Here is a 21,053-nt window from a genome sequence, read left to right as displayed (position 1 = left end):
ATTTTGCTCTGCGCCAACGCCTTGATGCGCTCGCTTCTCAAGTTTCCGAACTTGAGAACCTTCGAGGCCAAGTAGCCGAGGCCGAGCGCAGAATCTTCGGTGCGGCACGCGAAACTAGGAAGGCGGTTTATGAGGAGTCCCGCTGGCCCGGCCAGCACGCGATAATCTGAATTGGCGACGAAATCGGGCCATTGAAGACTTCGCTGCTACCGCCCCAACCCCGGCGGTGGATTTTGGATATTCGTGATTACCGACAGCAGTTTGAGAACATGTCCGTCGATGAGTTATGGGCTCTGTTCATGGACGTCGATCAGATTCTGGCCGCGAGGATCGTTGCCAAAAAGGAAGAACTAGAAAGGCGCCTCAATCAACTCCGCCGAACAGACGGACGAGGTTCATCAGAGATCAGCGAACGTTCGTAATTGTCGCGCACCGCCCCTCAACCGAACGTGATCTTGTGGGGCCGCATACCGGCATCAAAGCGTGGCCACGCGCCGATGGCAAATTGTCGATAGGTAGGAGATGGGAACGGCGGCGAGCTACTGCTCGTCGCGGGTGTGGACAATCCCCTGAAAGAGGCCGCCAATGACGTGGCTTGAGGGGGGACTACATGCGTCGGTTCATCGTGTTGTTCGTAGCCGCGATTGCTCTCGCGGGCTACGCTGCGCAGCCCTTCGGTGGAATGAGCGATCCAGTGCCTGGGTTTTGGTGGGAGCCCTTCATGGGTTGATTGCACCATTCTCCCTGGTTTCGTTCTTCGATCCGTCTATTCGCGCCTATGCGACACCGAACACGGGCTGGTGGTATGACTTTCGGGTTTGTGTTCGGCATAGCCGTCTTGTTCGGCGGCAGCGCGGCCGGATAGTTCACGAACGATTTCTTAACACTTCCAGAGAGGCGGAAAAACGAGACCCAAGCGTTGGCCCAAGGACTATCACGGGATTGATCGTGACAAGCTCGAGCTGCCCCCCTTCGGCTTTTTGCCATGCCCAGGCGGCGCGTTCAGTTATCGTCTTTGAGCGTCCGTAAGCGGTCGTATCTTTGCGGTTCTTCTCGTCAGTCCAATCTATTTCAGTAAACGGCTGCGCGCGTTCGCCTTTGCCATAGGCAATTGAAGCAATGGAAGAAGTCATCACGACGCGCTTTACACCCGCATCGCGCGATGCTGCTAAAACCCGGAGCGCCCCATCGCGAGTGGGGCGAATAACTTCATCCTCATCTTTCGGGGCGACCGCTGGCACTGGAGACGCAACATGGAGAACATAGTGCGCGCCTGCAACGGCGTTTGCCCAACCTAGGTCCGAATTCAGGTCGGCCGATACAGATTCTATCTCGTCAGCATTGGCGCCTAGTGTCCGTATGGTCGCGCGCACTTCTTCTGCTTGAGCAAGATTTCTTACCGTCGTGCGAACGCGCCAGCCATTATGAATCAGTTCAGCGATGCAATAGCCTGCGATATAACCGCTTCCTCCGGTGACAACAACGAGGCCCTGCTTCGTAGCTGATGTTGTCACGGTGCGACCGATCCCGGATCCTCAAATCGAGGGGACAATATAACCTTTGAGAATAGATCCACAATGTCTCTTGTTGGGCTTAGCGGACCTCCTAAGGCGGGACGGATATGTCGGAGGGCGAAGCGTGCACGTCTTGGCGAGCTCGACGATCTTATGAGTACCCACCCTGGGAGGCGCGTCGCCTCCAGGTGGACTTGGTCCATGCATCGTTGAACACGCCCGGAATAGGCTTGCTCCGTCCATGGCTGATCGAGGATTTCGATCTCCTGCACATTGGCGACTCGCAGGCAGATCCATTCGCCCCTTCGGATTTCTTGCGCTGCCGAGCGCCATCCAGCGCCAGCGCGAATGCTCGCTCCTCCCCGACGGCGTGGCCAGGACATAGGGGCAGACGGTCAGCTGTGTTCCGCCGTAGCTCAATCGAACCGGTCTGCGCTGCAGTATCGCTTGTCTCAATGTGCGGAATGCCGGGCTATGACCTGCGAATGATTTGAAATTTGCTCTTGCGATCCCGCCCGCACCGATGTTCCGCAAACCAAATACTGGACGTTGCGACGCGGGTGATCTTGTTTCGCTCCATGAAGGCAATGCTGGTGCGATCGACGAAGGAGAGCTCTCCGCCGCTCCCGATCTGCCAAGCGGCCTTGAGATCATCTTCGGTGAGAGTTGCGATACGCGCGCCAGTCTCGCGCAGCCGCTGGCAGAACCTGTCGGCAAGCTCGGCACCGAAGTGCGCTTTAAGCAATTGCTAGGTCTCCGCGAGCACGTGATCGGTGAGGGCCCAGCCCTCGGTGCTCTTTAGTATGGACTTGGCGAGTTCGTTGTTGCGGTCGCGTTTCGCCGTTGCCGCGAACCAGACGGTGCTGTCGACGAACGTGCTCACGTCTCATTCCTCGATGGGATAATCCGCGATCTTTCCATTCGGCGCGTTTTGCTCGAGCCATTTCTCGGCTGCCTGCTTGGAGGCGAACAGCCTCATCCAGGCCGGGTCTCCGACCGCTCTGGAGACCTCGTCGGCAACATGGATCCAGACGGCCTCTTGCCGTGGACCGCCTTCGATTTCGTACTCCCAGGCAACCCCTTCGGGGTCGTGCTGCTTGAACCATCTGTCGGCGGCATTGGCGGATGCGAACACTTTCATCCTCTCGGGATCACCGACGTGCCGCCGCTCTCCGTCGTCGTAGGCGTTGAGATAGATCCAGACGGTCCGTGCCGCCCTGCGCAACTCGGCCCGATGCCAAACCGCAGCGTTGACCTTCTGGCGGTCGCTGCGGTCCTCTTCCGGCAGAAGCATCACGGTCGCGTGCACGTCGGACGAAAGCCCGGTGCGGTCGCCCGGCGGCTTGTGGATCCATTCGATCCACTGGTCGAATGCATCGGCCATGATCGCTTACCTCCTCTTCACCCGGAACGGGCTTTCGATCGTGAATGCATCCGGCCGGATACCGCTTTCGATGCGCTTCCAGGTCACCGGCGCCGCGATCGGAAAGCCTTCTCGCGCCCGCGGCGAATAGGTGCCGATCGCGGTGGTGCCGCGGCCGTTGCGCAGATAGTCGAGGAAGATGCGGCCGTTTCGCGCCGCCTGCGCAGAAAGGATGTAGCGGCCGGGATCGCGTGCTGCGAATTCCGAGACGAGGCCGCGGGCGATCCGATGGGCCTGGTCGTGCAGCATCGGCTCGGCGAGCGGCGCCATCAGATGGATGCCCTTGCCGCCGGTCAGCTTCGGCCAGGTGCCGAAGCCTTCCCGTTTCATCAGGATCCGCAGCTCGAGCGCGGTCTCGGCCACGCTCTCCCATGCAACGCCCTCTCCGGGGTCGAGGTCGACGACGATGCGGTCGGCGCGCTCGAAATCCTCGACGTTCGAGTTCCAGGGATGCAGTTCGACGGCCCCGATCTGGACCAGGCCGAGGAAGCCCTCCATGCTATCCACCCACAGCCGCGTGCCTTCGGCGCCTTCGCGCTTTTTGATGCGCAGCTGGTGCACGGCGGCCGGGATCTCCTTCGGCAGCGGCCCCTTGTGATAGAAAGTGGTGCCGTGGACGTGCCGCACCAGCTTGAGCGGCCGATGGCCCAGATGCGGCAGCGCCTTGTTCCAGACCCGCGCCCAATAATCCGCGAGCTCCTCTTTCGACGGCACCACCGCATCGGGAAGCAGCTGCAGGATGTTTTCCTTAGGGATCCCTAGCTTCAGCCGGGCGGCCGATGACGGCACCAGGCGGGGCACCTTCACGTTGCGGACCGCCAGATCATCACGAAGCCCCTTGAACACGGCCTCGCGCAGCAGGCCGTCGTCCGTTAGCGCGCCGTATTGCACCTCGAGGTCGACGGACGGTTCAACCCAGGTCGCCTTGGGCTTTTTCACGGGCACGTCGAGCGGGGATGTTCGCCGAATCAGCGGATCGAGCCGCTCGCGCACCTCTCGCGCTGTCGTCTCCGTGTAGCCGGTGCGGACCTTACCTGCGTAGAGCAGCCTGCCGTTCTCACGCCGGCCGACATAGAGCGAGGCGATCTCGCGCGGATGCGCCCCAAGCTTCTCGACGAACGCGACGATGGGAAAGGTCTCGCTCTTCTTGCACTTGAGCTTGATCCAGCTCTCCTGCCGCCCGGAGCGGTAGGGCTCGCCAAGTCGTTTGGCGACCAGGCCTTCCAAGCCCAACTTGCAGCCCTTGTCGAGGATCTCGTTGCCGTCGGCGGCGAGCGCCTCGACGTAGATGAAGGTCTCGGGCGCGTTCTTCAGCAGGCGCTGCAGCAGATGCTTGCGATCCTCATACGCGGCGCCGCGCAGGTCGTAGCCATCGAGGTACAGGAGATCGAACGCGTGATAGCGCACACGCTCGCTGCGCCTGGAGCCGAGCTCGCGCCTGAGCTGCTGGAAATCGGGCAGACCGCCGGCGCCGTACACAACGGCCTCGCCATCGATGATCGTGCTCTCCGCTTTGAGCTGGGCGGCGCTTGCGGCAATCGACGAGAACTGTTCGGTCCAATCGTAGCCCGCGCGGGAATAGACTTTGACCTCGCGATGTTCCAGGTGCAGCTGCGCGCGGTAGCCGTCCGCCTTGATCTCGTACACCCAATCCGCGCCCCGCGGCGGACTCTCGCGCAAGGTGGGGTCACAGGGTTCGATGTAACGTGGAATAGCAGCTTTGCGGGCGCCGGCGACGCGCGCTACTCCAAAACGAGACTGACGCAACGCCACGGCACACATGCGGATTCAACGCGAAAGCGCCGAATCGTTCCGGATAGCCAGACGCAGGGCGGGACTGCCGTATCGCGGACCGAGCCGACTCACCTGTAGGTGCCCGTCCCGGACGCCTCTCCGAGAACGCTGGCTGCGCTGGCCCAGGAATGTTTAACATTCCTGAATCCCACACCTGAAGAACTGCGCTATAAACCTGGCTTTCCCGCCCCGGGGGCGTCTCATGTTGGACATGGCTACTAGCGCGCCTTTGTGCGCGGTCGAGCAAGACTGTGAGAGCGCTTCGCGACACGAGATCGCCGCGCGCACCGATGCCGCGTCAGGAATTCCGCTGCCAGAGAGGCGAGGCTTCGTCCGAAGGATTTCGGCCAGGTGCGAGGCGAAGCCCCTTCGCAAGCGCCCACAATCTGGCGCTGGACGAGGCGGGGGGCTCGCGTGAATTTTCAGGTCACTGTCCTGAAGATACTGGTGAGCTACCCGGACGGCTTTGCCGTGATGGACGATCTCAAGCGCGATATGGCGATCCTGGCAACCAGCGGCCGGGATTGGGCCGACCGGACCAACCGGCTCGCGGCGCGCGTGCCTGGGCTGGACATCTTCTCGCAAGGTCTCGTTGTGCGCGAAAGCGGCGGTTGGAAGATCACCAGCGACGGGCGGGCCGTGTTGGAATTTATGGAGGCACGCCCTGTAATCGACGAACCGCTCAACACGGCTCCTGCCGAGAACGCCGCTGTGCAGGAGCCGCCGCTGCAGCTGCCCGCCGAACGGGCCAAGCGCCGGAGCGAGCGCCGCCAGCGCCGCCGTGCGGCTCGCGAGCAGATTCGGAATGCGTCTTGAGTTATGATGCGCTTTCGAGCTCGGCCGCATCTTACGATCGATGAAGGAGAAAAGCCGCCGGCGTTGCTCCGGCGGCTTGCGATAGTTGCTGACCCTTGAGGTATAGCGCGCCCATCCTCGGGCACCTGGCCGAATTTCCGGAGCAGCTCGGCATGTCCGAAGTCGCCCATTGCAGGGGGCGACCGAGCCTAGGATGCCGGGTTTGCGAGAGAGCGCCTCGGCGCGCATCACGGCGGCATCGGCTGAGAAGCACTCCGTTGCCTCGCCGGCGGCGATGTCCTCGTCAGCGGCCACAATGGCAGGGCGACGTAGTAGGTCATCTCAGTCGTACCAATCCTTTCGGTCGCGCGGAACGTCGAACCGGCCGCGCGAGTAGCCGGCGGCAACCGAAGCCCGTAGCTCCTCGACCTGCGCCTCCAGAAAGCCGTTCGCGACGATGAGTGCCTTGACCGCTTCCCGGGCGTCACCGCCGCAGGCCGCAATGGCCTGATCGGCGGCGGTCTTCAGGTCGTCAGGGGCGGGCGTGGGGCTGCCCAACGTTCCCTCTTTGTTCGCTATGAGTCAAGGCAGACTGCTGCTTCCGCTGGCGCTGCCGGGACCGTTAACGATGGCTCACGGCGGCGGCCGGCGGACTGTCGGAACCAGAGGAATTGAATCGTCTTGAATCCCAGCCGCCCTCTCGTAAACCGGAGTTCTGCGTATCATGGCCCCGCGCGCCAACTGGAAAGGGTTCCTCACGCTTTCGCTCGTCACCTGTCCGGTGGCGCTCTATCCGGCCACCTCGGAGAGCGAGAAGATCTCGTTCAACCAGCTCAACCGGCAGACCGGGCATCGCATCAAGTATTTGAAGGTCGATGCGGACACGGGCGACGAGGTCCCCAACGAGGACATCGTCAAGGGCTATGAGCTCGATAAGGGGCAGTACATCGAAGTCTCGAAGGAAGAGCTCGAGGAGATCGCGCTGGAGTCCACACGGACCATCGAGAGCGACGAGTTCGTCGATCGCAGCGACATCGACCCGCGCTACCTGATCCGGCCCTATTACGTCTGTCCCGACAGCAAGGTCGGCCACGACGCCTTCGCTGTGATCCGCGAGACCATCCGCGAGATGGACAAGGTCGCCATCGGCCGGGTGGTGCTGACCAACCGCGAGCACATCATCGCGCTCGAGCCGATGGACAAGGGCCTCGTCGGAACGCTGCTGCGCTATCCGTACGAGGTGCGCTCCGAGCAGGAGTATTTCGACGAAATACAGGACGTCAAAGTAACCAAGGACATGCTTGACCTGGCGAGGCACATCGTCAACCAGAAGGCCGGGCGCTTCGATCCGGTGAAGTTCGAGGATCACTACGAGACCGCGCTGATCGAGCTCATCAACCAGAAGCGCGCCGGGAAGCCGATCACACCGAAAGCAAAGCCGTCGGCGAGCAACGTCGTCGACCTGATGGAGGCGCTGCGGCGGAGCGTCAGGCAGGAGGGCGCGCCGGTGAAGGCTGGCAAGGCCGCCAAGAAGCCGCGTAAGGCGGCGGCCGGCCAGAAGGAAATGCTGATGCCGATCGAGGGCAAGAAGCCGAAGGACGCGGGGGCGAAGAAGCCGGCGGCGAGGCCGCAACGCAAGTCCGCCTGACGCCAGAAAGGAGAGCCGCATGGATATGAAGGAAGCGTCGGCCATGACCGAAGCCTCCGGGCTGACGAACGAGATCGACGGCAATGAGCAGACTTCCGGAGCGCGCCGGCAGCCGCTGCAGTCGCCCTCGCAAGATGCCGCGCTCCGCTGGGCCGAGCGGCTGCGTAAGGTGACCGTCGAGGCTCCGTTGCAGTCGCTCTTCGTCGACTTCCTGCTCGGAATGTGGGTCGCCCGTCGGCGCGAAAAGCGCTGCGAGCTGCGAGCAGCATGGCAAGGAAACTGAAGACATTTCAGACCTCGCTGGGCTTCTACGATCTCGCGATCGCGGCGCCGTCGATGAAGGCAGCCTTGGAGGCCTGGGCGCCGGCAGTAACCTCTTCCATCAGGGCGTCGCCAACGAGACGGACGATCCGGACGTGGTCGCCGCGACGATGTCCAAACTTGGCGTGGTTTTCAAGCGCCCGGCGGCATTGAGCGGGCGCTTCGCCGAGCACGCTGGTTTGCCCGCCGTTCTCGATGGCGGTGGGACCGCGAGCAGACCAAAGAAGAGCCGACCGGTGCCGAAGAAGGGACCGGTCCGCAAGGTCAGCGAGGAAGCCGCCCGCAAGGCCGCCGCGGAGTTCGAGCGCGAACAGAACCGTCACGAGGCCGAGCGGCGCAAGCAAGCAGGCGGCGAGGGAGAAGGAGCGCGCCAGGCGCGAGAAGCTGGTCGGGCGAGCGCAGCCGGCTCTCGAGAAGGCTCGACGCGAGCACGAAGATCGGGCCGAAGCCCTTGAGGCCGAACGGGCCAGGATCGAGCGGCGAATCCAGGCCGAAGACATCCGGTGGGAGAGCGTGAGGGAGACGCTGGCGGCGGCGCTGCGGCGTGCGCGGGGGTAGCGGATCTCAGAGTAATGTCAGTATCGCGAGCACCGCGACCAGACCCACCGCGGTCACGCATCAACAGGACAGTTCGAGCACTCGCATGAAGCGCCCCGGTTGAACGTCCTGCCCGGCACCGAGGCTATACCGGGAACTCGGTCGGCGGAACCGCAACTTCATGAATTCAGCACATGGCCGCTGCAATGCGAGGCAAGCAATGCACCTCCGCGAGATGTTCGCCACCATCACTACTATGGTGGTCGCGTTTCTGGCCGAGGTGGAGTTCTTCGTCCTTGTCGGGATGATTTGATTTGCGCGGGACGGCACCCTGCTTCGAAGCGTCTCCGGGTTCGTACGGGCGCGTTAGCCATCTATCATTTACGATGGTTGGCTACGATCTTTCACGCATGGACAACGACTATGATCCTCGGCGGCAGGCGGAAGCCGCGATGAAGGAAGCCGCGAACGCGGACGGCTTCGAACGGCTGCGCTGGATCGGGCTTGCCCTGGCCTGGCTTGAACTCGCGCGAACGCGCCCGCTCTATCCGGCCAATTCCGGGCGGTCGGGCGGACGGTCCTGAGATAGGCACTCCGGGCAGGTATCGCCGATCGAGTCGAGGACGTCCCGGATTTCCTCGACCGCTTCCTGCGGGGATAGACCGGAGGGCGGATCCGTGCGAGCGATGTCGAACGCGCGGTCGCGCGCGTGCGGGTTGGCGGTCCTGCATCCAGCCGTGCTCCTCGCATTCGCGGATGGCGTCGGCTTCCTGCAGCGCGGAGATCGCCCAGCCGCGCAGCGTCCGGATCGCCGGTTGTCTCTCTTTCCTCATCAGCATCGATCCGCTCCTGTCCGGGACGAATCCTTCGCGCCCGTCCGCCGTTCCGGGCGGTTAGCACAGGGTAGAGATTCGAAATCGTGGTGACTGCCGCTTTTCCACCTGTTCCGCCGGCTGTGCACAGCCGGACCGCCAATTTGGCAGCAGCGTGTCGCGGTACCGGGAATGGTAGCCCGTTCACTCAGCGGCACAGGCCGGGTCAATCTCGGCCAAGGCACTTTGATTACCGTTCAAGGCGTGGGCGCCTCCCTCAGTCCGGCTCTCGGCGGCTGGATCGCGCAATGGATCGGCTATGAAGCGACCTTTCTGTTGCGGGGGCGTTTGGACTGATATCGGTTGCGCTGTGGATGGCGTTTGCCTCGATGCTAAAGCGATACTGACGACATCCAAGCTCCACGGTGCCGCCTGAAGCCGCCAGGTTTTGCTTTGGCGCGGCAGCGAAGCGCACCGGTAAAGGCAAGTGGAGCGTGTTGGCTTTTCCGCGACTGGAACATTTGAATTCTCGCATCTTTATTAGCTCGAATCCCGGGGATGATTATCGGAGGCGGTTTGTGGCGAGTAGCGAGAGCGATCACTGGTTCACCAAGATGGCGACCAGGACAGCCACCAACAGCGGCCGGCCGTGGGCCTTTGCGGTCGCAATCCTGTTCGTCGCCGGATGGTTGATCTCCGGACCGCTGTTCCATTTTTCAGACACTTGGCAGCTGGTGATGAACACCGTCAGCAGCATCGTCACTTTTGTAATGGTGTTTCTGATTCAGAACACGCAAAACAGAGATAGCTCCGCGCTGCAATTGAAGCTCGACGAATTGATCCGAACGACAGAGGGACGAAATAGCCTCATGGGGATTGAACGGCTGTCGCAACCGGAACTAGAATCGGTACGGACTAATGTTCAACAAGGCGAAGATCGCAACGAACATTCGGCTACGGCCGATCCCTCGCCGGAATCACGACGACACGGCACGTGATCTGCCGGAGTGGACATTCGGCCGCGCGCGCTACGCAAAGGCAAGCTCTTGCGAAGCATCCGAAACCATGGTGGCCACGGGCCGTAAGCCTTGGCGTTAGACACGCGACGCGGGTCTCGCCGATCACGGCGTCGAAGGACTCGTGCGTATGGCCGTAGACCCAGAGCTCGGCCGGGCGCAGCGCGCCGAGTCCGTCGTCGGGCGCCGAGACCATCACCCGGCGGAGATTGCTGCGGTATGCGGGATCGGGGGCGCGGTCGTTTTCCGAACGCTGCTCTTCCGGCGGCATCTCAGGCGCGGGCGCGGGTGCGTGATGCGTCACGACGACCAGGCGGGCATCGCCCCGCGGCTTGCGCATTTCGGCCTTCAGAAACGCCACAGACTTGAAATGTAGCGTGAGGGCGTGATGCGGCAGGAAGCGCCGCTCGTAGTTTTAAATTCTGATCTTCTTGTAGTCGTTCATATGGTCGCCGGCGGCGACCGTCGCGCGATGTGCATCGCCGTGGAGGCCGAAGTCCGCCAGAGCGTTGCGCCGGCGAACGTCACTTCGCCGATGCGGACTGTCTCGTTCTCCAACACATGCACGTTCGTGCCTGCTGCGGCGGCCTGAGGCTTCTCGAGCGTCCGCATTAGGTCGCAGCCGTAGCCTTCGTGATTGCCCATGACGTAGATCACCGGCCGGTCGGGCACGCGCTCCAGCAACCAGCGAACGCCTCGCTCCGCCCTCGGGATCAGGTCGCCGGCCAGCACGAGGACGTCGAAATCCGGGTACCTTCGATAGTGCGTAGCACCTCCCGCATGGGCTCGAGCGATCCGACGCTGTCCGATCGGACAGAGATCGGTGAGCCGGGCCACCCCGGTGTCGGTTTCAAAGGTCGTTTCCAAGACTGCGGAGCCCGGGAGATAACGGCGGCTGGTCGTGAATTTCAGGCAAGGCCGACATTCTGAAGGCGGACGGTAATCTCGCAAAGCAATGTGTCATTGCGTCGTCCCTGCGATGGGCGCCGAAGTCGCAAAGATTGCTCGTAATTTCCGCGAGTAGTTCGAGATCGCCGGATGACAGCTCTGCGAGACTTGCCAGTTTATCGGCGAGCTTTGAGAAGGTGAAGCCGGCTTGCATGTCCGTCCAATATCCTGGCCACGAGCCCTCCCGGCTCCGCGTGCACGGCGGGTTATGAGCTTAACTGTTGACCGTGGAGCGATATCTGCCGCGTCTCGACCACGACGCGAGTCGACGCGCCGCCAAAACAAAGGTTCCCAATTGTCGTCCGGTGAGCGAGCATCGAGCGTTGGTCAGAGGAACCGCAACCGACACGGCCTGTTAGTTTGCCAGGCGGGCAGTCGAGCGAAGTACGAGTGAATGCGCGGATGGGTCTGGGCGATGACTGGGATCGGCGCGGCGGCGTTGGTCGCCGTTGTGACCTGCGTCATCACCGCGCCCGACCTCTTCGCCACAGCCGATCTCACCGGGATTTCCGATCATGCGGGCAATGCGGACAGAGGCAAGCTCGTCTTCGCGGCCGGTGACTGCGCGTCCTGCCATGCCTCGCCGGGACAGCCCGATCGATTGCGTCTCGGAGGAGGTCTGGCACTGGCCTCGCCCTATGGCACGTTTCGAACGCCGAACATTTCGATGGATCCTGTCGACGGTATCGGCAATTGGACCGCGAGAGATCTCGCCAATGCTCTCTTGAACGGCGTCTCTCCGAGCGGGAGCCATTACTATCCGGTGCTTCCATATCCAAGCTTCACGCATATGCGCAGCGAGGATGTGCAGGATCTGATGGCTTACCTGCAGACACTCCCCGCCGTGAAGGGGCGTCCTCCGGACCACGACCTCAACCCGCTGTTCGGCATTCGCCGCTTTGTCGGCTTCTGGAAGCTCCTCTACTTCAGGCCGGGTCCGATCGCGCCCGACACCACGCATGACGAAAAATGGAATCGCGGACGCTATCTGAGCGAGGCACTCGCCCACTGTGCGGCGTGTCACTCGTCGCGCGATATGTTTGGCGGCATCAAGTCGGGAACGCGCTATGCCGGCGGACAGGATCCCGAAGGCGCGGGCTTCTATCCAAATATTACCCCCGGCCACATCGGCCACTGGTCGGAGCAGCAATTGGCCGAGATGTTGAAAACCGGTAACACGCCGAACCATGGCCGCGTCGGCTCGTCGATGGCGGATGTGGTCACGAACACGGCCATGCTGTCGGAGAGTGATCGCGAGGCGATTGCGAGTTTCATCAAGTCGTTGCCGTCAAGACCGACTGCGAGGCCGTGAACGCGTCGGCGTTATTGGGCATAGAGATAGGCTGCGATATCGCGTGCCTCGCTCTCGCTGATCCCGGTCGCCGGCATGGCTGTTCGTGGCGAGAAGGTCTGCGGCGCGACGATCCATCGCGCGAGATTGTCGGGCGAGTTGGTCGCGACGCCGGCGATGTACACGCGCTCGCGGAGATCGGCAAGCGAGCTGCCAACCCGCCCGTCGCCGCCGGGAACACCGGGGATGGTGTGACATCCGGCGCAGCCATAGCGGCGCATCAGTGCCGGCGCCCGCGATGGATCTCCGCCGGTGATGGCTCGGGCAAGGCTTTCGGTTTGCTGCCGGGACTTCCAGACAAAGCCGGTCGCGATGGCGGCTGCGACGAGCAGGCCGACCACGGCGATTGCATAGCCGCTTCGCCTAGAGAGCGAGAAATACATCGGCCTGCTCGCGGTGTTTGCCGGCACACCTGATCCACAACGCGATGAGCGTCAGGGCGGCGCCGGCATAGATCGTGCCCGCCGGCACCCACATGATGATCCCGGCCAGTTGCTGGTCCTCGAGCGGGGTCAGGCCCCATGCAGCTGCGGCGGTCGTCTGCTCCTGGTAGAGCAGGCGAGGCGACAGCGCCATCAGGGCGCCCAGAATGCTCGTGTGCAGCATGGTCAGGAACACGTGCCAGGCGGCTGCGCCGGTCTCGCTTCGCCGAAATACCGACCACCAGAATAGAATGGCCGAGAGGAAGAAGCTCAGATGCTGGAGCCGGTGCACGAGAACATCGTTGACGGCCACGTCGAACAGGGGTGGCGCATGCCAGGCCCATATCGCGATACCGTGCAGTAGCGTGGCAGTACGCCCGCAGCTGAGAAAGGACCAGGCCGCATCGGTGAGGGGAAGCCGCATCCCGCGGCCGACCAGCGCTCGCGCGCGACGGGGCAACGACCAGAGGAGGGTCCCGACCGGCCGTGCGATCACGATCAGCGGCGCCGAAACCGCGATCAGGATCTCGTGCTCGATCATGTGAAAACCGAGCAGCCGCTCTCCAAGCCAATGCAGCGGCGATACCAATGCAATAATCAGGGAAAGCCAACCGAGCCACCAGGCAGCATCGCGCCATGTCCGGCCCTTGACGATTTGCGCGCGCCGCCTGAGGACCAACTCGCCCACACCGTACATCAAACCGAAGGCGACGAGCGGGACGACGATCCATGGATCAACCGTCCAGCTTGCGCCCGCCACGTCTTGCGCGGGCCCATGCGCGTGCGCTGGGCTCGCCAGGATCATGACGATCACCGAAGCTATCTTTCGCATCCGCTCAGCACCATCGAGGCAATCCCCTGCATCAGGAGCGCAAAGGTGAAAATCGCAGCCGAGAGTGCGCTCACTCGGCCGCTGAAGACGGATGTGTTGGGATGCGAAGCGGCGTCGCCCGCCAATCGCCGTCCGCATCGCCACGACACGAGTCCGGAGAAGGTCGCCATGGCCGCGCCGAGAAATGATGCGACCGTCGTGATATGCAGCCGCCGATTGCAGTCAACGTAAGGCAAGATCTGTCCGAGCTGCATGTTTGCCGCCCAAATGATCGGTGCAAGCCAAAGCCCGGCCCAGACCGAGAGATTTGCAAATGGGTTCCAGGCGCTCATAGCCGTGCCAGCCAATAGATGCAGCCATAGATCGGAAGCCAGGTCGCGACGACAAAGTTCCAATACATGGCATTGTCCTGCACGTCGCCGAACCGTCTCAGGTTGCAGCCATGCCGCGTGAACATCAGCACCGCGAGCACGAGTGTATCGACGAGATCTGTAATGATGTGAGTGGTGTGCAGCCCAAGCAGCGTCCACACCACGGAGCCATAGGCGTTGCTGTCCCAATTGACCCTGAGCGCCGGGAATTCGAAGATTCGCACGACCAGCGGTGCGATCCCCAAGACCGACATAATGACCATGCCGATCCGCACCTTGCGCAACTCTTGCCGCCCGGCCCAGCGCGAGATCAGGATGTTCGGAACCAAGCTGGTGAGAAGGATCGCCGTTACCAGCGTTCCCGGGAGCAGGTCCGGAGCCGGAGCGTTGATCGGCCAGATTGCGGCCAGGCTCATCAAATAGAGATATGCGGCGATCACGAGCGCAAAGCCGGTGCCTTCGATCAGCATGAAGGCCAGCGTGCCCCACCAGGTGACGCTCGCCGCGCCGAGGCCATGGAGCGGCAGCTTGCCGAGATCGAGTGCGATCCGTTCCCTCAAGACTCATCCTCCGGCGTGCCCTTGGGCCAGAACCAGCCGATCAGCGCAATCGCGAGGGGAATCGAACCCCACACCACGGCCCACGGCGAGAAGATCGACCAGATCAGCATCACAGTGGTGGCGATGGCAGCCCAGAGTGGCCAGATCGAATGCTGGGGCGAGGCTTCGCGCGCCTGCGGCTCGGCGGTCGCAAGCGAGGTCACAACGAGCTCGCGCCGATCCGTACGCAATCCGTCGGCGACCGGAAGCGTGTCGCGGTTGTCCCAGAGCGGATGCAGTCCAGTGGTAACGGGGATCATCGCGAAATTGTAGCTCGGAGGCGGCGAGGTGGTCGCCCATTCCAGTGTTGGTGCATCCCAGGGATTCTCGGGCGCAACCTCGCCGCCGCTCATGCTGGCCATGGCGTTGATAAAAAAGAGCAGGAACCCGATCGTGAGCACGATTGCACTGAGGCTGACGAACAGGTTCAGCCCATGCCACGGCAGGTCGGGCTGATAAGTGTAGATGCGGCGCGGCATGCCCTGAAGGCCGAGGATGTGCATCGGGAAGAAGGTCGCATTGAAGCCGACGAAGATCAGCCAGAACGACCAGCGTCCGAGCCTCTCGCTCATCATCTTGCTCGTGATCTTGGGAAACCAGTAGTGGATCGCGCCGAGCAGGGGAAACACGGCGCCGCCGATCAGCACATAATGAAAATGAGCGACGACGAAATAGGTGTCATGCACCTGGGTATCGAACGGCACTGAGGCAACCATGACCCCAGTGAGACCGCCGATGACGAAGGTGACGATGAAGCCGATGATGAAGAGAAGTGGGGTTTTGAAAAGCGGTTGCCCATCCCACAGCGTCGCCAGCCAGCAGAAGACCTGGACAGCCGCGGGGATCGCGATCGCCATGCTGGATGCGGTGAAGAAACTGTCGCCGAGCCGCGGCAGCCCAACGACGAACATGTGATGTACCCAAAGACCGAATGCGAGAATGCCGGTTGCGATCAGCGCCATCACCAGCGCGAGATAGCCGAAGGCCGGCCGCCGCGCGAAGGGCTCGATCATGGTCGAGACCATGCCGGCTGCGGGCAGGAAGATGATGTAGACCTCGGGATGGCCAAAGAACCAGAACAGGTGTTGCCAGAGCAGCACGTCGCCACCCTCGGCCGGATTGTAGAAATGCGTGCCGACGAGGCGATCTAGGATCAGGCTAGTGCTCGCAATCATGACCGCCGGCATCGCCATGATCACGAGGAATGACGTCACCAGCATCGCCCATACGAACACCGGGATGCGGTCGAGCGTCATGCCCGGTGCGCGTTGCTTGAAGATAGTGACGACCAGCTCGACGGCCACGGCCAGCGCCGAAAGCTCTGTGAAGGTGATCATCTGCGCCCAGATGTCCGCGCGCTTGCCTGCACCATATTGCGGGCCGGATAGCGGCACGTAGGCGAACCAGCCGACGTCCGGGCCCATGTCGAGCGCAAAGGCGATCCAGAGCAGGGCGCCGCCGGCGAGATAGATCCAGTAGGAATAGGCATTGAGCCGCGGGAAGGCGATGTTGCGGGTGCCGACCATCAATGGCACGAGGTAGACCGCCACAGCTTCCATCACGGGAACCGCGAACAGGAACATCATATTCGCGCCGTGCATGGTGAAGATCTGGTTGTAGCGATCGGGGCTGAGCAGGCGCGCTTCGGGCTGCCCTAGCTGGAGTCGGATCAGGATCGCCAGCACGCCGCCCAGCGCGAGGAACACGAACGCCGTGAAGATGTAGCGCCGTCCGATGATCTTGTGATCGACGGTCGCGACCGCGCCCCAGAAGCCTGGCGGTGTCTTCCAGGTTTCGGCGAGCGCGCTGGTCAGGCGCGTCCGCTTCAGCTCGATATCCCGCGTATCGGGCGCGGTGGCGGAATCGATCATTTGAGGCTCGCCAAATAGGCGGACACGGCGCGCAGCTCATCCGGCGTCAACGGCACCATCGGCATGTTGTTGCCGGGCTTGATGGTCTGGGGATCGGCGATCCAGGCGGCAAGCGAGCCGCGCGTGGTCTCGAACAGCCCTGCCGCGATGGTACGGCGGCCCGCGACGTGAGTGAGGTCAGGGCCGGTGATGCCGGCGGCGGGCGTGCCGCGAATGGTGTGGCAGGCGGCGCAGGGTTTTGCCAGGAACGTCTGCAAGCCCGCAGCGATCTCCTCTTCGGCCGGCTGGATCGCGGCCTGGCGTTGCCCATTCGCCCATCTGTCAAAATCGTTCTCTGTCTCGGCAACGACAAGCAACGCCATGTGGGCGTGCTGCATGCCGCAGAATTCGGCGCATTGACCGCGATAGACACCGGCCCGTTCGGCGCGAATGGTGAGCTCGTTCGAGCGGCCCGGAATGAGGTCTTGTTTGCCCGCGAGGCTCGGAACCCAGAACGAATGGATGACGTCGAGGCTTTCGAGCTTGAGATGCACGTTACGGCCAACGGGAACATGGATCTCATTGGCGGTCTCGAACCGCTGTGATGGAGCCGGCCCGATATATTCCACGCCCCACCACCACTGCAGGCCGCGCACCCGGATCGTCAGGTCGTCCTGACCTGCCACGCTGAGCAGGCGCGTCGCGAAGAAGCTCATGACGGTGAAGGTAGAGATGATGAGCACCGTGGCGACGACGGCTCCAATGACAGCGAAGGTGATGTGTCGCTCGCGCCGAGGCGCAGGCATTGGCGGTCGCACATCCCCGCCGCGCCAGAGCGCTCCAATCAGTGCGATCATCACCAGCATCCAGACCACCGAACAGACGCTGACGATCAGGATGATGAGCTGCTTCAGGCCGCTCGCGGAGGCGCCGTGCGCATCGAGCGCGGACTGCCAGCCGTCGCATCCGCCGAGCGATGCCACAAGCATCACGCAGAGACACGTCTGTCGCGCCGAGCGGATCACGGCGTCGGTCCCTGCTCGGGATGAATCGGGGTCGGCCCCTGATCGAACATGAGCTTCGCCGGCGCGCGATTTTCGGCGGGCCGCGTTTGCGCCTCATCGTTACGGCTGGGCGCGGCGGTATTGCCCTCATAGGAGCCGATGGTCTGCACGTAGCCCGCGAGCTGCCAGATCTCCTCGGTCGTCACCTTGTTGCGAAAGGCCGGCATGCCGTGGGGCCGGCCGTCGCGAATCGAGGCGAAGATCGACACCATCTCCGGTCCGTAGTACCACCAGCCATCGAGGAAACCGGGACCGCTGCCGCCCCGGCCGTCGCCGTGACAGGTCCTGCAGCCGAACCAGGAATACAGCCGCTTGCCCTGCCTGAGATTGTAGGCGTTGACCTCGTAAGGTCTTCCAAGTGCAAAATAGACCTCCGGCGGCGCACCGCTGATGCCGTTCGGCATCAGCGCGACCTTGTCGAGCGCATCGGCAATCGGTGGATCGAGCCGCAATTGCCGTTGTTCGCGCTGGCATCCGGCCAAAGCGGCTGCAAGGCAAAAGACGACAACACCGGCCATCCGCATCATCTGATCGTCAGGGGTAGGGAACTACAAACGTCAATCGACACGTCCGGCCGAAGTTCCTGACGGCGGATTGACGCTGTTGCCCAGCATGTTGCGAAAGGGCTCACGCCCCGCATCAGCGCGATCTCTGCCTGCTGCTCATGGCGGATGGCATGCGCCTTGATACACAACCGCGGGTCGCCGCGGCTGTGCCACATCCGGTCAGCCATTGTGACCGCCGCCTCGTGATGCCGGATCATCTCTCGGTCGGCTGGCGCGGTCCTGACTTGCCACATCTCGGCTTGCCTCAAAGACCCCAGCCATGGTGATTCATAGCCATGGCTACCGAACAGCGCGACCGTTCCGAGCAGCCCAGTTCCCGCGACGGTCATCCAGGTGAAACCTACTTCGAGCCTTGGTGCATCGCCATGCACCCAGCGCAGCCACCGCGAGATCGTCCCGGAACGATACGAAGCAGATGTATAAATCAAAGTTTCGCAAACACCTCCAAGTCGAGCGCGGCCTTCGATATTGAAGCCTATGCCAACACGCATCTTTGCTCGGCCGGTTGCGACGATGAGATGAATGTTACATAATGCCAAATCATTGATATTGTTCGCATAACATAAATGTCTACTATTCTACAAAATCCGAGATTCGTTCATTAGATTTGCCGCCGAAGACGAGTGTCTGGCGGAAGCCTCCTTCAAGCTACGGATTCTGAAGGTGTCGATCAGGTGAGGTCTCTCTTGGTTTTCGGCTGTGCCATTCGCGGCCGGTCGGGAGAATTCAAGGCCCGCAGCTTCAGCGGGCAGGCACAGGGAGGGTTCCCGACGATCCCGGCACGCTCAAGGCGATGCTGCTGGCGGAGCGTGCGCGCGCCGAACGGCTGGAGCAAATCAACAAGGAGTTGCAGCGTCACCGCTTCGGCCGACGGGCCGAGACGCTGCCGGAAGATCAATTGCTGTTCGGCCTCGAAGAAGCCGAGCAGACGGCGGCGAGCACTGAGGCCGAGAACGAAGCGGCGGCGCCAGCCGAGCGGGCAAGCCACGCCGCCAAGCGCCGCATCAACCGTGGACGGGGTAGAGAAGGCTTCCAACCTCTTGGGTGGCTTGTTCTCGAAGGGCTCCAGTTCGAACCCGACCATCCGATGATATGAAAATGCCGACTAACGCTGGTGACCTTAAATGGGAGGCAGCGCCACCCACCTTGCCGAACGGAGCGGAAATCACGGTACTCTCGGGCGACCCCTCAAAAAAGGTCTGTTTGTTCTGCGCCTAAAAATGCCAAGCGGTTATAAAATTCCCGCTCACAATCATCCAACATATGAAGGCGCTACGGTCATATCAGGCAACTTTCACATCGGAATGGGCGACAAACTCGATGAGAAGAAAGCGATCGAGCTAACAGCGGGCGGACACGCCGAAGCGCCTGCCAAAATGGATCATTACGGTTGGACAAGCAGTTCTTCTGTTGTTCAAATCCATGGTCAAGGGCCATTCGGGATTACTTACGTTAATCCAGCCGACGATCCGAGTAAGAAGTAGCGAGGCAAACAGATCGTCTCTGTGCTCGCAAGGCAAGAGAAAAGCCCGGACGGTGGTCCGGGCTATTTTGTTAGTCGTTGTCATGATGAATGACGGCTTTCTCTCGGCTGCCGTCCTCATTCTCTTTCTTAATGACGGTCGTTCTATCACTTTCCCGATGCTCGGGCTCCTTGATGACCGTTGTGCGGTCCCGATCAACGGGCCGGTGCTCGTGAGACTCTCCGACTGTGACACCTCCGCCCACTGGACCGGCCTGAACGCCGACACCAACTTCATCCGCAACTGCGGGTGTCGCGATCGCACTCACAATTGCTGCAGCAAACAAGTACTTGCGCATCCTATTCTCCTTCGATTGTGGAGTTGGAGAATGTCTGCATGCGACAATTCGTTCCCATAATACCTGGCATCAAGCTGCTCATTGTTCACGCAAGTTCCCGCTGCGGGAGTGAGGCCTCGGGTCGCGCGGAACGATTGAGGTTTATCAAAAATTCCCGGAGGTCACTTTCGAGCATAGGTTTGCGCCGTCTCTCGGACTGGCCTGAGTGACATCGGAACTGAAGTCTCGGGGTGAGCGGGGCCATTGGCTCAAGTCGCGATGCCCTAAGCGTGGTACACTAGCCGCAAGTAACGCCGACAGTTTCTGTAAGGCACTCGTCCGAGGCCGAGCTTTAATCTTTTCAGCGCTTGGTCAACCATGCCGGCCGGCGGCGTTGGAGCAGCTTAGCCAGGCGACGGCATCGCGTTTGGTTGCCAGGCAAGCCCGGAACCGACCGGCGCGGACCTACTTTTAGAACCTACAATCTAGGAGTCTTGATTATGGCAGCAGGCACCCTCTCCCCACCGAAAGTCGTCTCGCGTGAGGAATGGCTTTCCGCACGCAGGGCACTGCTCGTCGAAGAGAAGGAGATTACGCACAAGCTCGACGAACTTAGAAAAAAACGCCGCCATTTGCCGTGGGTGCAAATTGAGAAGCCCTACGTCTTCGAGGGAGCGGATGGCAAGTGCACACTTGCCGATCTGTTCCATGGTCGCGGCCAACTCGCCGTCTATCACTTCATGCTGACCCCAGGCTCCGATCACGTTTGCAAAGGGTGCTCATTCGTCGCCGATCACTTCGACGCGGCGCGCAAGCACTTCGATGATGCCGACCTGTCATTTGCGGTGATTTCGCGCGCGCCGATCGAGCGAATCGAGCAGGTGAAACGCGCTTTGGGCTGGACCTTTCCGTGGGTGCCATCCTATGGCAGTGACTTCAACTTTGATTTCGGGGTGTCATTCAAAAGGGAGGAACTGGTCGCTGGCACAGCCAAGTTCAATTACGACACGATCGCGCTCAAGAGCAGCGAAGATATGATGGGCGCCAGCATCTTTGCCAAAAACGAGACTGGCGAGATCTTCCACACCTACTCGGCCTATTCCCGTGGCATTGAAAATCTGATGGGTGCCTTTATGTGGCTCGATCTCACGCCCAAGGGCCGCCATCAATTCGATGACGGTCACAGCCGGCTTAGCGACGATGGCCGGGACGTCCGTGGTTACTGGCGACGTCACTGGAGAACTTCCGGAATTGGTACATAGCGTCAGTTGGCGCAATGCAGCGATAGGCCGTAACCGGCATGAGGCCCCCACCTCGCCATCGCGAGGTTCGCCTGCGATACAGCCTGGCATGAGCTGATCGGTGGAGGTGAAGCGATGGCAAATGCCAT

General features: G+C 61.8%; 25 protein-coding genes and 3 pseudogenes. 11 read left to right on the top strand and 17 right to left on the bottom strand.

Annotated features, from left to right (window positions below):
• Positions 1-866 precede the first annotated feature (866 nt).
• Positions 867-1,514: an NAD-dependent epimerase/dehydratase family protein gene (locus IVA82_RS37770; RefSeq protein ID WP_247391610.1), complete on the bottom strand. Its 648-nt coding sequence runs from the start codon at positions 1,512-1,514 to the stop codon at positions 867-869.
• 490 nt (positions 1,515-2,004) lie between these two features.
• Between IVA82_RS37770 and IVA82_RS37765 the strand changes: the two genes are divergently transcribed.
• Complete coding sequence (locus IVA82_RS37765; RefSeq protein ID WP_247391612.1) at positions 2,005-2,316, top strand: hypothetical protein; 312 nt, start codon at positions 2,005-2,007, stop codon at positions 2,314-2,316.
• Positions 2,317-2,400: 84 nt separating this feature from the next.
• On the opposite strand, the gene IVA82_RS37760 is transcribed toward IVA82_RS37765, so the two are convergent.
• Together IVA82_RS37760 and ligD are read right to left on the bottom strand one after the other, a co-directional pair.
• Positions 2,401-2,898, bottom strand: a complete 498-nt coding sequence (locus IVA82_RS37760) for a hypothetical protein (protein WP_247391614.1) — start codon at positions 2,896-2,898, stop codon at positions 2,401-2,403.
• A 6-nt stretch (positions 2,899-2,904) separates the two neighbouring features.
• On the bottom strand, positions 2,905-4,719 hold the full coding sequence (gene ligD, locus IVA82_RS37755) for a DNA ligase D (RefSeq protein WP_247391615.1): 1,815 nt from the start codon (positions 4,717-4,719) through the stop codon (positions 2,905-2,907).
• 426 nt (positions 4,720-5,145) lie between these two features.
• Here ligD and IVA82_RS37750 point away from each other — a divergent pair, with 426 nt between their 5' ends.
• A complete protein-coding gene (locus tag IVA82_RS37750) occupies positions 5,146-5,547 on the top strand; it encodes a hypothetical protein (RefSeq protein ID WP_247391618.1) in 402 nt (133 codons plus the stop codon).
• Positions 5,548-5,868: 321 nt separating this feature from the next.
• Here the strand turns inward: IVA82_RS37750 and IVA82_RS37740 are convergent, their stop codons facing one another.
• The gene (locus tag IVA82_RS37740; protein ID WP_247391620.1) at positions 5,869-6,084 is read right to left on the bottom strand and encodes a hypothetical protein; all 216 of its coding nucleotides are present in this window, start codon (positions 6,082-6,084) and stop codon (positions 5,869-5,871) included.
• A gap of 166 nt (positions 6,085-6,250) precedes the next feature.
• Here IVA82_RS37740 and IVA82_RS37735 point away from each other — a divergent pair, with 166 nt between their 5' ends.
• Both IVA82_RS37735 and IVA82_RS37730 read left to right on the top strand, forming a co-directional pair.
• Positions 6,251-7,174, top strand: a complete 924-nt coding sequence (locus IVA82_RS37735) for a Ku protein (RefSeq protein WP_247391622.1) — start codon at positions 6,251-6,253, stop codon at positions 7,172-7,174.
• Positions 7,175-7,217: 43 nt separating this feature from the next.
• Entirely contained in the window at positions 7,218-7,457 is a 240-nt protein-coding gene (locus IVA82_RS37730) for a hypothetical protein (protein WP_247391625.1), read from the top strand.
• A 25-nt stretch (positions 7,458-7,482) separates the two neighbouring features.
• Here IVA82_RS37730 and IVA82_RS49225 read toward each other — a convergent pair whose 3' ends face one another.
• Positions 7,483-7,839, bottom strand: coding sequence for a hypothetical protein (locus IVA82_RS49225; protein WP_346658825.1), 357 nt, complete (start codon positions 7,837-7,839; stop codon positions 7,483-7,485).
• Positions 7,840-8,442: 603 nt separating this feature from the next.
• On the opposite strand from IVA82_RS49225, the gene IVA82_RS37720 reads away from it, so the two are divergent.
• On the top strand, positions 8,443-8,616 hold the full coding sequence (locus IVA82_RS37720; RefSeq protein ID WP_247391627.1) for a hypothetical protein: 174 nt from the start codon (positions 8,443-8,445) through the stop codon (positions 8,614-8,616).
• Here IVA82_RS37720 and IVA82_RS37715 read toward each other — a convergent pair.
• Positions 8,577-8,871 (bottom strand): annotated as a pseudogene (locus IVA82_RS37715) (hypothetical protein). The gene IVA82_RS37720 and the pseudogene IVA82_RS37715 sit on opposite strands and share 40 nt — an antisense overlap.
• Before the next feature lie 150 nt (positions 8,872-9,021).
• Here IVA82_RS37715 and IVA82_RS37710 point away from each other — a divergent pair.
• Positions 9,022-9,251 (top strand): annotated as a pseudogene (locus tag IVA82_RS37710) (MFS transporter); the annotation flags it as partial.
• 18 nt (positions 9,252-9,269) lie between these two features.
• On the top strand, positions 9,270-9,842 hold the full coding sequence (locus IVA82_RS37705) for a low affinity iron permease family protein (protein ID WP_247391629.1): 573 nt from the start codon (positions 9,270-9,272) through the stop codon (positions 9,840-9,842).
• On the opposite strand, the gene IVA82_RS37700 is transcribed toward IVA82_RS37705, so the two are convergent.
• The 3 genes from IVA82_RS37700 to IVA82_RS37690 all read right to left on the bottom strand — a co-directional run bounded on the left by IVA82_RS37700 (position 9,799) and on the right by IVA82_RS37690 (position 10,962).
• Positions 9,799-10,200 (bottom strand): hypothetical protein, encoded by a 402-nt coding sequence (locus IVA82_RS37700; protein WP_247391631.1) that lies wholly within the window; start codon positions 10,198-10,200, stop codon positions 9,799-9,801. The genes IVA82_RS37705 and IVA82_RS37700 overlap by 44 nt on opposite strands.
• 101 nt (positions 10,201-10,301) lie before the next feature.
• A complete protein-coding gene (locus tag IVA82_RS37695) occupies positions 10,302-10,727 on the bottom strand; it encodes a metallophosphoesterase (RefSeq protein WP_247391633.1) in 426 nt (141 codons plus the stop codon).
• Positions 10,711-10,962: a hypothetical protein gene (locus IVA82_RS37690; RefSeq protein WP_247391635.1), complete on the bottom strand. Its 252-nt coding sequence runs from the start codon at positions 10,960-10,962 to the stop codon at positions 10,711-10,713. The genes IVA82_RS37695 and IVA82_RS37690 overlap by 17 nt, the downstream gene beginning before the upstream one ends.
• A 261-nt stretch (positions 10,963-11,223) precedes the next feature.
• On the opposite strand from IVA82_RS37690, the gene IVA82_RS37685 reads away from it, so the two are divergent.
• On the top strand, positions 11,224-12,120 hold the full coding sequence (locus IVA82_RS37685; RefSeq protein ID WP_247391647.1) for a cytochrome c: 897 nt from the start codon (positions 11,224-11,226) through the stop codon (positions 12,118-12,120).
• A gap of 11 nt (positions 12,121-12,131) precedes the next feature.
• Here IVA82_RS37685 and IVA82_RS37680 read toward each other — a convergent pair whose 3' ends face one another.
• The 7 genes from IVA82_RS37680 to IVA82_RS37650 all read right to left on the bottom strand — a co-directional run bounded on the left by IVA82_RS37680 (position 12,132) and on the right by IVA82_RS37650 (position 18,354).
• Positions 12,132-12,542, bottom strand: a complete 411-nt coding sequence (locus tag IVA82_RS37680) for a c-type cytochrome (protein WP_247391648.1) — start codon at positions 12,540-12,542, stop codon at positions 12,132-12,134.
• A complete protein-coding gene (locus IVA82_RS37675) occupies positions 12,523-13,386 on the bottom strand; it encodes a cytochrome c oxidase assembly protein (RefSeq protein WP_247391662.1) in 864 nt (287 codons plus the stop codon). Before IVA82_RS37675 ends, IVA82_RS37680 begins: the two co-directional genes overlap by 20 nt.
• A 355-nt stretch (positions 13,387-13,741) precedes the next feature.
• A complete protein-coding gene (locus IVA82_RS37670; protein ID WP_247391649.1) occupies positions 13,742-14,344 on the bottom strand; it encodes a cytochrome c oxidase subunit 3 in 603 nt (200 codons plus the stop codon).
• Positions 14,341-16,254: a cytochrome c oxidase subunit I gene (gene ctaD / locus IVA82_RS37665; protein ID WP_247391651.1), complete on the bottom strand. Its 1,914-nt coding sequence runs from the start codon at positions 16,252-16,254 to the stop codon at positions 14,341-14,343. Before ctaD ends, IVA82_RS37670 begins: the two co-directional genes overlap by 4 nt.
• Positions 16,251-17,222: a cytochrome c oxidase subunit II gene (coxB, locus tag IVA82_RS37660; RefSeq protein ID WP_247391664.1), complete on the bottom strand. Its 972-nt coding sequence runs from the start codon at positions 17,220-17,222 to the stop codon at positions 16,251-16,253. Before coxB ends, ctaD begins: the two co-directional genes overlap by 4 nt.
• A gap of 32 nt (positions 17,223-17,254) precedes the next feature.
• The gene (locus IVA82_RS37655) at positions 17,255-17,815 is read right to left on the bottom strand and encodes a cytochrome c (protein WP_247391653.1); all 561 of its coding nucleotides are present in this window, start codon (positions 17,813-17,815) and stop codon (positions 17,255-17,257) included.
• 5 nt (positions 17,816-17,820) lie between these two features.
• The gene (locus IVA82_RS37650) at positions 17,821-18,354 is read right to left on the bottom strand and encodes a DUF305 domain-containing protein (RefSeq protein WP_247391655.1); all 534 of its coding nucleotides are present in this window, start codon (positions 18,352-18,354) and stop codon (positions 17,821-17,823) included.
• 302 nt (positions 18,355-18,656) lie between these two features.
• On the opposite strand from IVA82_RS37650, the pseudogene IVA82_RS37645 reads away from it, so the two are divergent.
• Both IVA82_RS37645 and IVA82_RS37640 read left to right on the top strand, forming a co-directional pair.
• Positions 18,657-18,878 (top strand): annotated as a pseudogene (locus IVA82_RS37645) (IS66 family transposase); the annotation flags it as partial.
• A gap of 109 nt (positions 18,879-18,987) precedes the next feature.
• Entirely contained in the window at positions 18,988-19,347 is a 360-nt protein-coding gene (locus IVA82_RS37640; RefSeq protein ID WP_247493806.1) for a cupin domain-containing protein, read from the top strand.
• Between the two features lie 70 nt (positions 19,348-19,417).
• Here the strand turns inward: IVA82_RS37640 and IVA82_RS37635 are convergent, their stop codons facing one another.
• Entirely contained in the window at positions 19,418-19,684 is a 267-nt protein-coding gene (locus IVA82_RS37635) for a hypothetical protein (RefSeq protein WP_247493805.1), read from the bottom strand.
• 479 nt (positions 19,685-20,163) lie between these two features.
• Between IVA82_RS37635 and IVA82_RS37630 the strand changes: the two genes are divergently transcribed.
• Positions 20,164-20,925: a DUF899 family protein gene (locus IVA82_RS37630; protein WP_247391661.1), complete on the top strand. Its 762-nt coding sequence runs from the start codon at positions 20,164-20,166 to the stop codon at positions 20,923-20,925.
• The last annotated feature ends 128 nt before the right edge of the window (positions 20,926-21,053 follow it).

The organism is Bradyrhizobium sp. 142 (assembly GCF_023074015.1).
Classification (GTDB): Bacteria; Pseudomonadota; Alphaproteobacteria; order Rhizobiales; family Xanthobacteraceae; genus Bradyrhizobium.
This window is presented reverse-complemented; position numbering and strand designations above follow the sequence as displayed.